The sequence below is a fragment of the Rhodococcus zopfii NBRC 100606 = JCM 9919 genome, from assembly GCF_001895025.1.
GTDB classification, from domain to species: Bacteria; Actinomycetota; Actinomycetes; order Mycobacteriales; family Mycobacteriaceae; genus Rhodococcus; species Rhodococcus zopfii.
Genome location: NZ_BCXI01000017.1, coordinates 75,373 through 90,915, shown reverse-complemented (window position 1 = coordinate 90,915; position 15,543 = coordinate 75,373). Strand labels below are relative to the sequence as shown.

Here is a 15,543-nt window from a genome sequence, read left to right as displayed (position 1 = left end):
TACCAGGCGACCTGGGGTTTGTCACTCACAGTTAGCGCGCGGTCGGTGACGAGAATCGTCCTTCCCGCACCCTCTCCCACGAAAACGCACCTCAGCGCGTTTTCCGCTGCCGAACTGTCGGAGCACCCCCGGTAGGGCGCCCGGCGAGACTCTCGACCAGGACGACACCCGCCCCAATGCCGGGATGTGGCCTCTTCTGACCCCCGCACCGGCCGCGGCGCCGCTGCTCGCCGAGCCGGTGCGGACCCGGATCGAGGCGTCGGTGACCGCGGCGCGTTCCGCCGGCACCCGCCGCGCCTACACCGCCGCCTGGCGCCGCTTCACCAGCTGGTGCGGCGCCGAAGGCCACCCCGCGTTGCCGGCGCATCCGGCGACGGGGTCCGCGTATCTGGCTGTCGCCGCCGACACCCTCACCGAGGGGCGGCGGGCGTACGCGCCGTCGACCCTGGCCAAGTGGGTGGCGGCGATCGCGCACCAGCACCGCACCGCCGGCTACCCCTCCCCACCAGCCACGAGCTGGTGCGGGCCACCGTGGCCGGCATCCGCCGCGACTACGCCACCGCCGGCGAACGCTCCCGTACCCCACGCGCCCCGCTGCTCACCGCCGACATCGTCGCCATCGTCGCCAAGGCCCGCGCCGAGGTCGCCGGGTGGGCGGACGAGGTCCTCGAACGCCGCGACACCGCGATCCTGCTGCTCGGGTACGCCGGGGCGCTGCGCCGCAGCGAACTCGTGGGCGCAGGTCGTTGCCGCGTTCGACACCGGCGACCGGCCCGCGGTGATCCGGCTGCTCGGCATCGCCCCGCTGTTCGACGCGCACCTCTGCCGCGGCTCCCGCCCGCGCACCGCCGCGAACGCACCGCTGCTGCGGGCGATCCGCAAGACGGCAACCTCTCGATCACGCCGTTGTCGGGGGCGGTGCACCAGGCGATCCGCCGCCGCGCTCAGCGTGCCGGCTACGACCCCGAACTCGTCGCCCGGCTCGGCGGGCACTCGCCGCGCGCCGGGTTCGTCACCCAGGCCTACCCGAGATCCTCGCCGAGTCATCGAGATCGCACAGGATTACCCGCATATCAAACACACCACTCCCGCGATGCTCAAGGTCTACGCCCGCGAACACGCCCCCTGATCAACAACGCCGTGACGAACCTCAGATTGTGACCGGCGAACACCTCTGCGACACCGCGGCCGCCGCGATGGACCCCGCCGAAGAACTGCCGGCCCGGGACCGGCACCCATGGGCGCTGTTCATCGACTGGTGCACCGCCTTTGGTTACGAGGTGCTGCCTGCCGACCCGCTCACCGCGGCAAAGGCCGTCCGCGTCAACCCCGCCGCTGTGGCCGCCCAGCGCCGGCGGCTCACCGTCATCAACATCCTGCACACCCGCCCCGGCCTGCCCCCACCGGGCCGCAGCGCCTTCGTCCGGCACCTGCTCGATGCCGCACGCCGCGACCGACTGACTCAGATTGCCGACATTGTGGCCTCGCGGATACCGGGGATCCCCATCACCGCGTGGCCGCAGGGCCTGTTCGGTCGCCGTGAGCGGTTGCTGTTGGTGCTGGCTACCGCTGGGCTCGGATTCGTCCAGATCAGACGGCCGCGACGTGGGACATCGTCTGCACCGACGACACGGTGCACGTCGGCACCGGTGACGGCCACCGTGTGGAGCTGACGAGTGTGGTCGCTGGTGTCGATGTGGTGGCGGTGTACCGGGACTGGGCCGAGATCCAGTCTTTTCTGGACGAGCATTCCAACACTCGACTGCTCGCTCAGCATCTGTTCGAACCGGTCACGGCAGATGTTCCCGATTGGTGCCAGACGTGGCCGTTGCCGATCGACCGCTGGGGCCACACCCCGCTGATGCCGCTCACCATGACCTCCCAGTCCGTCGCCTCCGTGGTGCGAGCACACCTGATCGGCCCCAGGGCCTGTGCACCGCCCGTTGCCGATCCGAGCACCACAGCCGGATCTGGATAGGCGGGACGAGTTGATTACTCAGGACGTCACACTGGATCCCGATTACTACGAGCGCGGCGTCGCCGCCCGGAAGCAACTGGGCGACATCGCTAGTGTCTTCGACGAGGTCGAAAACCAAGCTGACACTGTGCCGGGAACGCAATTTGGCATCTTCGCCAGCTGGCCTGGATAAACCGTCGTGAATCTAAGAGCTCCAGAAGCGGCTATTCCGCTCCGTTGGTCGGTCGCTACCGCCGCTGGATTCTACTTACGATTTCGTCTCGAACCAGACGATGGGTCCGTGAGCCCCCCATACAAAGCCGGGCCATCCGCAATTGGCGACGGAGACTTGTCCTGCTCGCACCCAAGCACCGTAAGCGGTGACTTGCCCCCCATACCAAGTCTTGCATCGCGCTCCGGCTCGGACGTATCCCGAGCCGCCCGAGCATTGTGCGTAGGCTCGGTTGTCGGTTCCTGCCCAGAAGTTGCAGCCTGTCACCGCGTTCGCAGCGGGAGCCAGCGCTAGCGGAGCCCCTATGACAGCAGCGCATAGGGCCATGGAGGCGACACCTTGTCGGATCCGCTTCATTGTCTTCATTGTGTAAATCCTTTCTAGTGAGTTGCTCGTAGTGGACCGTATTTCCTGACGAAGGGAAACATCTGCTCTCGTGAGAAATTTCATCTGTTTGGTCGATAATCTGACCTGGCGCCAGTGCTTCGAGGTGGTCTGGCTGAACAGTTCGCAGGCTCCTTCTACATTGATGCCAGCGCGAAGGTGGACTGCTCCGAGCTCACCGTCGTCGGGAAGTCCACTCATAACGACCGTGGGAGAAACCCCATCGGTGACGCTGCTCGGTCCCCGGTCAGCTCTGCCGATGCGTAAGAACCGTATGCAGCGCCCCGGCGAGCTGGACATCGATGGGGTCAGCGGCCAGATGTCAGCTTCGGCCGGGTACAGCGCACGACGGCAGCATTCCATGCAATGTCGCGGCGAGAAGACCGGCTCCTGTGAAATCCTCTATGCTTCCTGCGTCCTGAGCAGATCTACGAGAGGATCCCGATGACGACATCTCAGACGCGGCCGGGGGATATCGCATCTCGTGCGGTGGGGTTACTTCTGCTCGGTCTGGCCACCTGTGCGTTGTTGTGGCTGTTCGTCAATGTTGGCGATAGGCCCACGGGCCGTAACCATGCAACAGGCGAGACGTATCTCCCGGATGGGCTGTACCTCGCCACCGCTTTGTCTTTGTTGATGGCCTTTGCAGTGACAGTAGCATCGGATTTTATCTTGGGGCGCTCCGCCTGGACCGCTTTCGTGACTGGATTCATTGTCGGTGTAATTATCTTCTTTTGGAATATTCCGTGGAGTCAGCTGGACTATGGGGCAGGGGAAATGTTCGGTATCGCCATATGGTGGCTACCGCCAATTCTTGGAACTGTCACATATGTAGGAAAAGCCGTCATAAATGAATTTAGATAGGCGGAAATAAGTCCTTGCGCGGGCTTGGTGTAGAGGGTTTTGCTGAGCGCTTGCATACCGATCGGCGCTAGGCTCTTCTCCGCCGGACGGGCGTGGCTACCACATCGTCCCTCCATGGTCGCATTGGCGAATCTGATCGAGGCACCTGTCTGCGTGGGAGCACCACATCCAACAGCCCCAGAAGGACACTAGCTGGCCTTCTCCTGCTTTTCCCTGCACTTCGGAGCCACACGCGGACCATCGACGGTCATAAGCCGTGGACCAGCGCAATTTCGTACCTACCCGTTGCGTTTGCTCGGGCAATCGGATCCGGGTGCGAATACCCCTAGGGATCCTTTCGAAGTACCACCGATGGCCAGCTTGGGATGCAGTTCGTGAGGGTAGTGACTGCGTCGTGTACGAATAGTTCGATACCACGACCGTTTTCGAGGATCGAAGGGTCCTCCAGAGGATGGGCATCCTGTCGGTGGCCCGACATCGGCCTCGCCGAAACAGGTCGCCTTGATCAGTTCCGTCATGACTTGTCGGCGGCACTGATCGTCCCTCCGAACCGCAATCCCGAGAGGAATGACTGCGCTGTGACCACCTTGACGCGTGGTGCCAACATTGGCATCGACACTGCGGCCACGACCCTTGCCGTCACCGGCACCGCGCCGGGCAGTGTTGACTTGTTCGTTTTCCAGCTCGGTGACAATCGCAAGGTCCGTAGCGATGACGACCTGGTCTTTTTCAACAACCCGCGGTCCCCCGAGGGCGCAGTCATGCTGGTGTCCTCGGGTCAGGTACGGGTAGATCTGCACGCCGTACCGGCGGCGGTGGCGAGGATCGTGGTCGCGGTCGCCGTCGACGGGTCGGTTCCCGGTCCGCTGTCGTCGGTTCCGTCGCTGGCGGTGACGGCCAGTCAGGCCACCGGTGCGGTGGTGACGGCGCCGGCGGTGGGCTTGACCACGGAACGCTCGGCGGTCTTGCTCGAGGTTTACCGGTACAACGGGCGCTGGAAGGTCCGCAATGTCTCGGCCGGCTGGGAGGGCGGTCTGGCGGCGTTGGTCACCGAGCACGGCGTCACCGTCGACGACGCCCCCGCTGTCCCGGCTCCGGCCGCGGCTCCCCCGACGCAGGTGAACTTGGCGAAAGGCAAGATCAATCTCGACAAGGGCCAGCGTGTATCGATGGCCAAGACCGCAGCAATTACCGCCACGGTTTCGTGGAATTCCGAAACCGACTACGACGTGTACGCCCTTGTGTTGTTCCGGGACGGCCACGTCGAGACTGCCGCGCAGTTCGGCACCGCGGACAATCCTTACTTCACTCCGGTCGTCGCCGCAGGCGCAGTCCGGCACTGTGGTGACATCGGCCGGGACGCCGGCCGACGCGGCCGCGCCGTGGAGAAGGTCGAGATCCGGCTCAACGACGACATCGTGTGCGTTGTTCCGGTGGCGTACTCGGCCCAGTCGAACGGAACCGGCTCGTTCCATCGCTACAAGGTGTCTCTCGCCGTGGACAACGGCGCCGGCGATGTCGTCACCGTCGATGCGCGGCACGCGCAGCGGCACGACAACATCTACACCTGTGTACCGGCGATCGTGTGGAACAGAGCTCACGGCGTCGAAATCGATGCTGTCGAACTTTACAGTCGACCGAACTCCGAATACCGTCCGCTACTCGACCACCGCGGCCAACTGACGATGGATGCGGGACCGCTGAATCTCTACAAGTGACGCCCGTTGGCATCGCTTGAGGGCTGGTGGGCAAGCCAGCGAAACGGCCGGCTTGCCCAGCGACCCTCCAGTGATGCCGCAGGGCCCGCATCGGACCGAGCCCGGCGGCATCACCACATTTACCGCTGTCACGACCCCAGAGGGAGGCCGCGGCGTGAACGGTGACGGGGTTACACGGACACCGAGACCCGATCGGCGGTATCGACATCGTCGTCGGGATTGCGGCGCTTACGGGCGATGCTCGAGACCAGGGCGGCCACGATGAGGACGACCCCGACCAGGCCGGTGACGATCTCGGAGACGTGGGTGCCGATCGAGTACAGCAGGATCAAGGCGAGGGCACCGATGGCCCAGTGGGCGCCGTGTTCGAGGTACACGTACTCGGACAGGGTGCCCTGCCGGACCAAGTACACCGTCAGGGAGCGCACGAACATCGCGCCGATGAAGCCCAGGCCCAGGGCGATGATGATCGGGTCTGCGGTGATGGCGAACGCGCCGATGACGCCGTCGAAGGAGAACGACGCGTCGAGCACCTCGAGGTAGAGGAACAGGAAGAACCCGGCCTTGCCGGTGGCCTTGGCCAGCTCGGTCGGACCGGAGCGACCGGCCTGCGCGTCGTCGTGTTCGACGTTGAACAGCTCCCCGAGTCCGTTGACGGCGATGTAGGTGATCATGCCCAAGGCGCCGGCGATCATGACGGTGGAGGTCTGATCGTCCGGGGCGATGTACACCGCGGTGAGCACCAGCAGGGCGGTGGCGATGACCACTTCGAGCTGGTCGAGCTTGCCGATCCGTTCGAGGGGACGCTCGAGCCACGACAGCCAGGTGATCTCCTTTTCCTCGAGGACGAATCCGAGGAAGAGCATGAGCAAGAACATGCCGCCGAACGCGGCGATCTGCGGATGCGCGGCGGTGATGAGCGTTTCGTAACTCGGGGAGCCGTCGGGGAAGTACGCGGCACCGTCCGGCGGCGGGTTCAGCGCCAGATCGAGGGCGGCGACCGGGCCGAGACCGGAGGCGAGCCAGACGATGACCAGCGGGAAGACCAGCCGCATGCCGAACACGGCGATCAGGATGCCGACGGTGAGGAAGATCTTCTGCCAGAACTCGCTCATCCGCCGGAGCACGGTGGCGTTGATGACGGCGTTGTCGAAGGAGAGCGAGACCTCGAGGATGCCGAGGATGGTGGCGAGCAGCAGCGCCTGCGGCCCGCCGTAGAGGAACGCCACCACCAGGGAGACGACCGTGACGGCGAACGAGACGCCGAAAATGCGCAGAACCACAGAACGTGGCCTTTCTGTCTGAGGCGGTCGTCCCGCCCCGCACTGGGCCGAGCGTCGATGCTCAGTGCGCCGGTGCGGCGGCGGGACGACCGAAGGAAACGGTCGCGTCGGTCAGATGTTGACGCCGTAGTCGCGGGCGATGCCTTCGAGCCCGGAGGCGTAGCCCTGTCCGACGGCGCGGAACTTCCATTCGGCGCCGCTGCGGTAGACCTCGCCGAAAATCATGGCGGTCTCGGTGGAGGCTTCCTCGGTCAGGTCGTAGCGGGCCAGCTCGATGCCGGTGTTGCGGTCGACGATACGGATGAAGGCGTTGATCACCTGACCGAACGACTGGCCCCGCTGGACCGCGTCGTGGATCGACACCGGAAAGAAGATGTTCGTCACCTTCGGGTCGAGGGCGATCAGGTCGACGTTGATCGACTCGTCGTCGCCGTCACCTTCACCGGTGAGGTTGTCGCCGGTGTGCTCGACGGCACCGTCGGGGGACTTGAGCTGGTTGTAGAACACGAAGTGCCGGTCGGACAACACTTTGCGATCCGAGCCGGTCAGCAGCGCGGAGGCGTCGAGATCGTAATCGGCCCCGGTGGTGGTGCGCTGGTCCCAGCCCAGACCGACGGTGATCGCAGTCAGATTGGCTGCCTGCTTGGACAGCGACACATTGCCACCCTTGGCGAGAGTAACACCCATGAAATGGACTCCTTCGAGTTGACGGAACCCTCCGAATACCAATGCACTCGCAGGGAACAGAACGGTGAGGCGATCATGCCCCCGCTAGACCACCCAACAGAAGATAAGGGGCCGCTCCAGCTTCCCGGTACCCAGCCCGCGCTGAGTACCGGATTCGAGCGTGGATCCGGTAGCTGCCATAGCCGCATCGATGCCGACAGGACGACGCGGGACCGATTCTACGAGGCGGAATTGGCGCACCCGTTGCGGCAAGGTGCTTCGACTAGTGCGGTCCTACCCGGTCGGAGCACGCATTCCACAGTTGTCTCTTCGGCCGTCACGTTTCGGCTAGTGCCGCATCAGGCTACGTTTGCCCTGTTGACGATGTCCCGTAGCCGTTGATCTTGGGCATGCTTGTTGCGCCAGATGATGTAACGCCGAATCATCGATGCCTGCTCGCGGTGGCTGCTGTGGTCGGTGCCGTCGAGCGCGAAGTACCGCAACGCGGTGAACTGCGCCTCGATCCTGTTCAACCACGAACTGTTCGTCGGGGTGTACGCGATCTCGACGTTGTTCGCCTCCGCCCACTCGATGACCCGCCGACACTTCTTCGTCGTCAGATGCGGGGAGAAGTTGTCGCACACGATCGCGATGCGCACCGCGGCCGGATACAAGGTGCGCAGGTACCGGCAGAACTCGAGGAACTTCGTGCGGTTCTTCGTCGTCTTGACGTGCCCATACAGCTTGTCCGCGCCCAGGTCGTAGGCCGCGAACAGATGCCGCACCCCGTGCGGACGGGTATAGGTCGCCCGCCGTCGGCGTCGCGGTTCCCGGTTCGGGTCCTTGTGCTTGCCGCCACGCTCGGCCCACTGCCGGCCGGGATGCGGCTGCAGGTTCAGCGGCCCGAACTCGTCGAGGCAGAACACGACCTCCGGCTCTCCGGACTCGGCGACAACCTCACCGTCGGCGATCGCATACAGATGCTCGACCCGAGCTTTCTTCACCGCGTACCCGGGATCCCGAGATCTCTTCCACGTCTTCACTTTTTGAAAGGAGACACCCTCCTCGCGGAGCAGCACGCGCAGAGTTTCGTGGCTGATGTCGTCGACCACCCCCTCGGCGACCAGGAACTCGGCGAGTTTGGTCAGGCTCCAGGTGGAGAACGGCAGATCGTGCTCGACGGGGGTGGACTTGGCGATCTTCTTGATCTCCCGGCGTTCGGGAAGAGTGAATTTCTTGGGCCGTCCGCCGGCATACTTCGGGTACAGCGAATCGAATCCGTCGGTGTTGAAGTTGTGGATCACGTCGCGGACACGGTCGGCGCTGGTGAAGCTGATCTCGGCGATCTTCGGGACCGGCATGCCCTGAGCGGAGAGCAGGATCATCTGGGCACGCCGCCAGGTCACCACCGATCCGGTGCCCCGGCGCAGGATCCGCACCAGTCGTTTACCTTCGTCGTCATCGAGTTCTCGCACTCGTACTCGTTCTGCCACCTGCCCAGGCTGACCGATGCCGTAGCCGACACTCCGCATCTGGTCGGCGTGTCGGCTGCAACGGGGCAAAGGTTCACGGGTGCGGCACTAGGAAGGAAGGTGTGCCGAGCACTCGCTTCGGTGGTCAAGGTCTGAGCGATAGCCGTCACCACAGAAAGCGTAACCACCATCGGTGCCGTGCATGCTCCGACAGCCTCCTTTGGCGCCGGACAAGTGCGTAGCTGGCGACAACTCCGGGTCGAACTTTGAGGGGAGGTGGTATCGCAGCGCACCGCAACATTAGGCCAGCCACAAGTCGCCTCGATACTGAAGGTCACATGGGTTCCTGTCATACTTCAGCGACCCAGGTATTGGTCCAATTCGCGGGCCTTCCGGTCCAGGTGCGCTTTGAGTTGGTCGGCGTTGCGGTCGAATGCATCGAGGGTGCGCAGTGTCGATTCCAGTTCTCGCTCGAACTGATCTTTCATCGAGTCCTTCCACTGGGCGCTGCGCAACGCACCGCGAGTGCGAGCGATCGCCTGCTTGATCTCCCTTTGCGTCCGATCGATGTCGGCGCGGAGTGTGCGCAGTGAGCTGGGATCAGCGTTGACGCCGGCCATGTCGTCTCCTCGGTCTCCGGTGGTTGTCGAGTGTGTTGGTCAGTGCCCGTCCAGGGTGCCCAGGATCCGGTCGATCTCGAGGTCGAATTCGATCAACGACGCCTGAAAACGATGGTCTGCCGCATCGAGGTCGGCCAGTTCCCGGTCTTCGATCCGCTTGAACACCACGTCCCGCCATAGATCTCCTGCAGCGGATTCAGCGGCGCGACGGCGGTTGATGTTCTGGGCATGGATTTCCCTGCTGCGGTGCAGTCGGCTCATCTAGTCCACCACCTGGCCGGGAACAGAATCTAGACCCAACCGTCGGGCTACCCAGACGCGGTGGAATCCATTCGCGATACGAAAGGTCCCGTTCACCTGTCGGGTGAAGCGTGGAGCTTCCGACGCACCGAAGAATCCGGTGTAAGTGTCGGAGTAGCTGCGATTGCCCATCAGTCCATCGCGAGTGTCCCGATCTCGGAAGTAGTCCAGGCTCTTGCCACGAGCCAGTGCTGGCAGGACAACCTGCTGCAGTGCTGTGAATCCCCACTCGAGATCCTCAGGAGAACAGTCCATCTTGAAGTCCTCCGGACCTCCCACCCGGCTGTCCGAATCATCGATCAGCGCCAGCGGCACCAGCGAATAGCCGTCAGGGATGCCGGGCGGTCTGTACACGATGTCGCCCGTCGATTGACCAGGACCGCCGGTACCGACGGACCAACCGCCCCCGGTACTGGCTCCGGACGACGTGTGGCGGCCCCCACCGCCGAACGCCACCGTATGTCCGCCCCCTGGGCTGGTGTGCAATGCGAATTGCTGGTATATCCCCAAATCTGTGGCGATCTGCGCTAGTCGCCTCTGTGCCTGGTCGTTGACATGCGACACCGCGGATCGATATCGGGCACTGTCCTGGTCGTATTGCTCCTTAGCGACCCGGAAACGCTGCAGACACCCTTGGGCGACGGTCAGCCGCACCTGGGCTCGGTTCACCTGCCGTCGTTCGACGCTACAGTCGGCGTCTTCGCCGCGCATGCACGCCGCATAGGCGTCCTCGGCCCGCTGTAGTTCGAGCCGGCGCCGGTCGAGTTCGGCATCGATGTGCCGGAGCACGGATGCGGCTGCGGACGCCGCTGCCGCTCTGACCTCATCACCGACGCGGGTGTAGCTGTTCAAGTCGGCACCCAATCGAACTACTGCGTCGGGGTCGACATGCGCCGCGTCAGACATCGCTCGTATCCGTCGACTGCTCCGCCAAGGACCACAGCCACTGCGTTGTCTCCACAAGGGTCTTATCCGGAACGGGATCCTTCGGAAGACTGAACCGACGAGTCACAAGCTGCCGACCAGTGTCGAAATCGTCGTACAGGAACTGCGCCGGAGTCAACTTGGCGGCGGCTGTGGAGTCGGCCAGAACCCGCGAATCGGACTCGTTGAGCGGACCGAGTAGCTTGTGGGAGAACTCGCGGGCGGATGCGTGGTCGAACCGCCGCTGGAATGTCGCGTATCGATCTGCCCACGCCAGGACATGCACCCCTACCTCCGGACCATCCCGCAGGATCGCCGCCAGGATCTTGGATGGCGACTTGTCGTCGTAGTCGTCGGGATTCAGGTCGCGTGCTCGCTGCAGACCCGGTAGTACCAGCACTCGGCCACGGCCACGGAAGTCGTTGAGGGCATGTCGCTCCATGACCAGCTCATTGAGTTCGGACAGCAGGGACGGGAACTGACGGCTGTGCGTCAGACGGGCGCCGTACGCAGTGAATCCCTTGAAAACCTCGTCCCATGGTGAGGCCATCGCGGCGAAGTCGACGGCGTCGACGGTGATGCCGGTTGCCAACAGTGACGCCGTCATCAGTGCGAGCGAGTCGAGCGCATCCGGACTGATTACCAGCATATTCCCACCGGCGGCACGGGCAACCCGCATACACACCGGGTCAGCCAAGGACATGGGAGCACCCACGGGCAACACCAACTCGCCAATGGGCGATGAACGAGTAAATAGCGACGATGGCTGATCTGTGATCGGCGCTTCAGCATTCCCTTCGAACACCACTGGCCGGCGGGTGAATCCACGCTGTTGGGCCAATGCGTGCAGGGCTGAAATTACGTCCTCCCGATCCTGTCCCGACCAGTACGCGCATTGGAATCGGTTGTTTGCATCGCGCACTCCTCCCTTGGTATTGATGATGCCCTCGCCGGGCTTGTCGAGCAGTTGAGCATCTACATTGCCGTCTGCGAGAAGAAGCTCGGAGTCTTTCGACGAGCTCGACAGAACCAGTCGAGTCTTGATCTGATCAAGGGCCACACGAATTTTCTGGGCGCTTCCGGACACGGATTGAGACGCAAGGACTGCGTGAACGCCGAAGGCACGTCCTTGCCGGATGACCCGTTCGATCAGCGCCGCAGCCTTTCGGCTGGCCTCGTCTTCTTCTTCCAGCATCATGTGGAACTCGTCGATGACCAGGATGATCCGCGGCAGTTGTTCGCCGGACTGACTCCGGTAGGTGCCGAAATTGACCTCTCCGCCGCCCACTGCTTTGAAGAGTTCTCCTCGCTTCTCGATCTCCTCGTCCAGGCTTTCGAGGACGCTGATACCGAAATCACGGTTGGTTTCGATCGCCACGATGCGAGCGTGAGGCAACAGCCCGGCTGCGTATGGTTTGAACTCCACGCCCTCTTTGAAGTCGATCAGGTAGAACTCGAGTTCTTCCGGCGGGTACTGCATCGCCCAGCCGAGAATCAAGGAGTGCAGCAACACTGATTTTCCGGAACCGGTACGACCGCCGACGAGTGCGCCTGGAAAATCCCCGGAATCGATGCGCAGTTCCGCAACATTTGAAGCGCCCATGCGCCCGAATCGGGACACCGCAGCATTGGCGGAATGATCGCTCCACCAGGTCTTCGGATTGTGGGGATCGGCGATGACCTGGTCAGGTCGAGTCCCCTTGGCAGCGGCGCGGTGCGCCTCGGCCTGTGCGAGTGCGTATACCTTGGCCGGGTCGACTTGCACGTTCGCCGCAGCGTGCATCTGGCGTTCGATATGTGCAAGGAGATCAGCCAACTGCTGCTCGGTAGGCGGGGTGTCCGATGTCAGCTGCCAGATGATGTCCGACAGATGCACCGGTCCCTTTCTGGATCCACTGGTCGGAAGACCCAACGCTTGTACGATCTCCGGGTCTCGGCCGCTGGTCATGGCCGAGGCTAATGCGCTCAGTTCTGCTGGTTTGACGGCCTCGTGTGGTGAGGTGGCCGCTGGGACAGTGGCAAGGAGGAACACACCGGCCCGCCGGCCGACGTCAGCCAGACGGCGTAACCTGGTCAGGGCCTCTCGGTCCCAGTTCTCGCCGTCCTTGGAGAACGATTTTGGATGATCGAACAGCAACACCAGCCGGTACGGCTCGGCGACCTCACCGGCCTCTCGATTGTAGCTGGTCAGTGTCTCGTGCGTGCCCTGTAGGTATTTCTGCGTTACGAACGCAACGTGGTTTTCTAGTTCTATCAGCAATTCGCTGATGTTGTGGCTGCCCCATATCTTGTCCCCGAACACCTTCGGGCCTGCATCCCCGAGACCGTAGAGGAAATTCAGGGAAGCGCCGAGTTCAACAGGGTCGACTGCGTCGATCTTGACCCTTCCGGCCGGCAGCAAGGCCAGCATGTCCAACACCACGTTTTCGACGATGCGCCTGTCGTCCGTGACGAAGCCGCCGCATTCGTCGAGATCCACGATGTAGGGAATCGAATGGACTGCCCGGGACAGAGGAAGGTCCGTGCGCTTGCTCAGTGTGGTGGAGGTCGAGCGGCCCGGATTCACGCCCAGGTCGTAGTTGACGGAAGTGGCGGCGACCTGTCCGAGCGGAAAATGTAAGGTGCCCACGCCGGTGGTCAATGCAGTCGCGGCGACATCCGACAGCCATACCGGGCGGATCGTATGGTGTGGGTGAGGCAGCGTCGCACGGGCGCTGGCTTCCCAGGTGCGAATCGCTGAGTGTCCCGACGACTCGGCCTTGCGCACAAATGTCGAGAACTCGTCTTCGTAGATGGCTTGGTGTCTGCGTGCAGTTTCATCTTCGAGGGTAGTTACCGCCCTCTTGTAGGAGCTGAGCAGCGCGCGGGTCGCGTTCACCAGCTCTGACATCAACGTTAGGCGGTTGGCCTTGAGCAAGACGGGTCCGGATTGGACGATTTGCTGAATCAGCGCGTTGCCTTCGTCCGTCCATCGGTCTGGTGTTGTCGGCGCGTTGGTGTTCGGATAGTCGCTCAGCTGATCCCACCCATTGGGAAGTTTGCTTCGGTACTTGTGGTACAGGGCCGATCGAAGAGTCTCCATCGTCTTGCTGAGCTGCTCGGAGCGACTGGAGTATGTGTGGTCGAGGGCGGTGATCCGGCGGTCGATTTCGGTCTGTGGGTAGGTGCTGGCTATGACCTCGACCAGCCGTGTGAGCATCGATGAGATCTCGGTCAGCCGACGCTGAGCGGATATGTCGACGTCCAAACGGCGGGCCCGTTCGACTAGCTGCGGTTCTGCTGCGGGCCCAACCACCGGGGCGCTCCGCGCTTGCGGGGCGACGGCCGGTTCGGGAGTGATCGGGAGTGGGGAGGCAGCTGGCGAGGAGTCGAGTGGTCCGGCGGGGCCATCCTGATGTGCGGGTGTAGAACTGATTTGAGGATCAGCTGGGGTGTGCGGTGTGACGTCGGGGGCGTCCTCGATCTCGATTCCTAGATCCTTTGCTGCCCCGGCCAGTCCATCGTCATATCCTTGGCCGACGGCGCGGACCTTCCACTGGTCGTTGCGCAGGTACAGTTCGACGGCGATTACCACGGTCTCGTTGTGTGACGGTGCGACCAGGAACCGAGCAAAGGACTCGGAGGTGTCGGCTCCGGCCGTCACCAGGCGCACCTCGAATGCGGGAACAGGTCGGTCATCGGCTGACAGCAACACAACAACCTTTTCCGCGTCGGGATCGGCGCGTCCGAGTTCGCAGTCCAGGGCGGTACCGGCCGCTATGAGTGCGATTCCGGTGGGATGCGTCGGCGCGTTGTAGAACACGAAGTCTTCGTCCCGGCGGGCCTTGCCGTCTTTCCCGACTACCACCGCGGAGACGTCCAACGGCGTTGCCGCTGTGATCGCCACGCGCACAGCGGTGCCGGGGAGAGGCATGTTCTGTCCCTTCACCAATTCAGCCAGCACATGCCCTCCTAATTTGCGCATCAGCAGCCCTGTGATGTTAGCCGTCCTCCCGGCAGGGGGGTGTCCATCGATCGGTGAATTGCGTATTGCGGAGCCGTGAGAGTGTGTCGACAGTGGGATTTCCTGCGGCTGATCAGAGACCACATGACCGCGAAGCTGAGCGGCGTCTTCGCCCCCTACCGGCGCAACATCCATCGAGATGGTTGACAGCCGCATCCGAGCGCAGCCTCTTCGGCGGCGAGCGAGGTTTCGGCACGCACGCTCCACTCGATCATGTTGTTGCTGACATCGCCACGGATCCTGCCGCATCCGCGGCAGCCCCCTCACGTACCAAGCGGAGGTGAGAGTGCCAGTGGGTCTATGAGAAAGACCCACGGGCACGATGCGAGATGGTGGCGGCTCCGATGACGGCCTTTGGCCACTGTCCCGGAGACCGGTCGAAGGTCACACGATCGGACAGTGGACGGTGTAATCCCAATCGGTGCCGCTGAGACCGGTGACACGGACCAATACCGACGTCGCATTCCCAGCCGGCACATTGATCATTGCCGAACCAGTTCCTTCGTTGACGTTGTCGCCGATATAGCCGGTGTTGTGGAGCAGGGCTCCTTCGTAGAAGACCTCGATCTGGTCCGGGACGTCGTAGGTCTCAAAACGCAGAACGAACGACGTCGGCCCCCCTCTACCGAGCTGATGCACAGTGTCGGTGATGCCTTCGCCGCCGGACAGGGTCGATTCATCGCACCGTTGGGTCGGCGCAAAGAGCCCGCTACTGCCACTGCCGACAATGCTGCTGCCGAGGTCGACGACGCTGCTGCCAAGGTCGACGACGCTGCTGCCGGTATCGCTGCTGCCAGCGCTTCCGGTCAGCGGGCTCGTAGACGCCGTGGCAGGAGCAGCGACGGAGGCCGCGGCCAGAGCTACCGCGATGCCGACCGCGTTGCGGACCCGGACGTACTGAACTGCTGATCTGCCTAACATATTTCCTCCGCAACTCGCTGGCCACACGCTTTTCGGTCACCATGCTCACACCAATGCTGATCGCCGGACATCCCCCGTTCGACCGACATGTGCCGATCCACAAGGCATATGGTGAGAAGCACCGCAGTTAACAAACGACTGGCCGGCCGGAGTTCTCCCGGCCGAAATATGACGCCACAGAGATTAACGTCAGCGCGCG

Annotated in this window: 13 protein-coding genes; 5 read left to right on the top strand and 8 right to left on the bottom strand. The window is 63.3% G+C overall.

The features are described from left to right. The first annotated feature begins 453 nt into the window (after positions 1-453). The 5 genes from RZ1_RS13120 (at position 454) to RZ1_RS13110 (ending at position 5,155) form a co-directional block, all read left to right on the top strand. On the top strand, positions 454-1,161 hold the full coding sequence (locus RZ1_RS13120) for a site-specific integrase (protein ID WP_445009301.1): 708 nt from the start codon (positions 454-456) through the stop codon (positions 1,159-1,161). Continuing rightward, complete coding sequence (locus tag RZ1_RS31315) at positions 1,158-1,673, top strand: hypothetical protein (RefSeq protein WP_238071897.1); 516 nt, start codon at positions 1,158-1,160, stop codon at positions 1,671-1,673. The genes RZ1_RS13120 and RZ1_RS31315 overlap by 4 nt, the downstream gene beginning before the upstream one ends. Beyond that, on the top strand, positions 1,664-1,978 hold the full coding sequence (locus tag RZ1_RS31310) for a hypothetical protein (protein ID WP_238071898.1): 315 nt from the start codon (positions 1,664-1,666) through the stop codon (positions 1,976-1,978). Before RZ1_RS31315 ends, RZ1_RS31310 begins: the two co-directional genes overlap by 10 nt. Positions 1,979-3,017: 1,039 nt before the next feature. Continuing rightward, positions 3,018-3,437 carry a hypothetical protein gene (locus RZ1_RS30010; RefSeq protein ID WP_139281832.1) on the top strand — a complete coding sequence of 140 codons (420 nt, stop codon included), beginning with the start codon at positions 3,018-3,020 and terminating at the stop codon, positions 3,435-3,437. A 578-nt stretch (positions 3,438-4,015) separates the two neighbouring features. Then, positions 4,016-5,155, top strand: a complete 1,140-nt coding sequence (locus tag RZ1_RS13110) for a TerD family protein (protein WP_072812456.1) — start codon at positions 4,016-4,018, stop codon at positions 5,153-5,155. A gap of 170 nt (positions 5,156-5,325) precedes the next feature. Here RZ1_RS13110 and RZ1_RS13105 read toward each other — a convergent pair whose 3' ends face one another. From RZ1_RS13105 to RZ1_RS13070, 8 genes are all read right to left on the bottom strand, one after another. After that, positions 5,326-6,438 carry a DUF475 domain-containing protein gene (locus RZ1_RS13105; protein WP_072812454.1) on the bottom strand — a complete coding sequence of 371 codons (1,113 nt, stop codon included), beginning with the start codon at positions 6,436-6,438 and terminating at the stop codon, positions 5,326-5,328. A 111-nt stretch (positions 6,439-6,549) separates the two neighbouring features. Further along, positions 6,550-7,125: a TerD family protein gene (locus tag RZ1_RS13100; RefSeq protein WP_072812452.1), complete on the bottom strand. Its 576-nt coding sequence runs from the start codon at positions 7,123-7,125 to the stop codon at positions 6,550-6,552. A gap of 338 nt (positions 7,126-7,463) precedes the next feature. Next, a complete protein-coding gene (locus RZ1_RS13095) occupies positions 7,464-8,597 on the bottom strand; it encodes an IS630 family transposase (protein WP_218020462.1) in 1,134 nt (377 codons plus the stop codon). Between the two features lie 335 nt (positions 8,598-8,932). Continuing rightward, positions 8,933-9,196, bottom strand: coding sequence for a hypothetical protein (locus RZ1_RS13090; RefSeq protein WP_072812449.1), 264 nt, complete (start codon positions 9,194-9,196; stop codon positions 8,933-8,935). Positions 9,197-9,235: 39 nt separating this feature from the next. Further along, a complete protein-coding gene (locus tag RZ1_RS30005) occupies positions 9,236-9,457 on the bottom strand; it encodes a hypothetical protein (RefSeq protein ID WP_072812447.1) in 222 nt (73 codons plus the stop codon). Then, entirely contained in the window at positions 9,458-10,402 is a 945-nt protein-coding gene (locus RZ1_RS13080; protein ID WP_139281831.1) for a hypothetical protein, read from the bottom strand. Then, complete coding sequence (locus RZ1_RS13075) at positions 10,395-14,363, bottom strand: FtsK/SpoIIIE domain-containing protein (protein WP_072812444.1); 3,969 nt, start codon at positions 14,361-14,363, stop codon at positions 10,395-10,397. The genes RZ1_RS13080 and RZ1_RS13075 overlap by 8 nt, the downstream gene beginning before the upstream one ends. Before the next feature lie 444 nt (positions 14,364-14,807). After that, positions 14,808-15,344: a hypothetical protein gene (locus RZ1_RS13070; RefSeq protein WP_072812442.1), complete on the bottom strand. Its 537-nt coding sequence runs from the start codon at positions 15,342-15,344 to the stop codon at positions 14,808-14,810. Between the last annotated feature and the right edge of the window lie 199 nt (positions 15,345-15,543).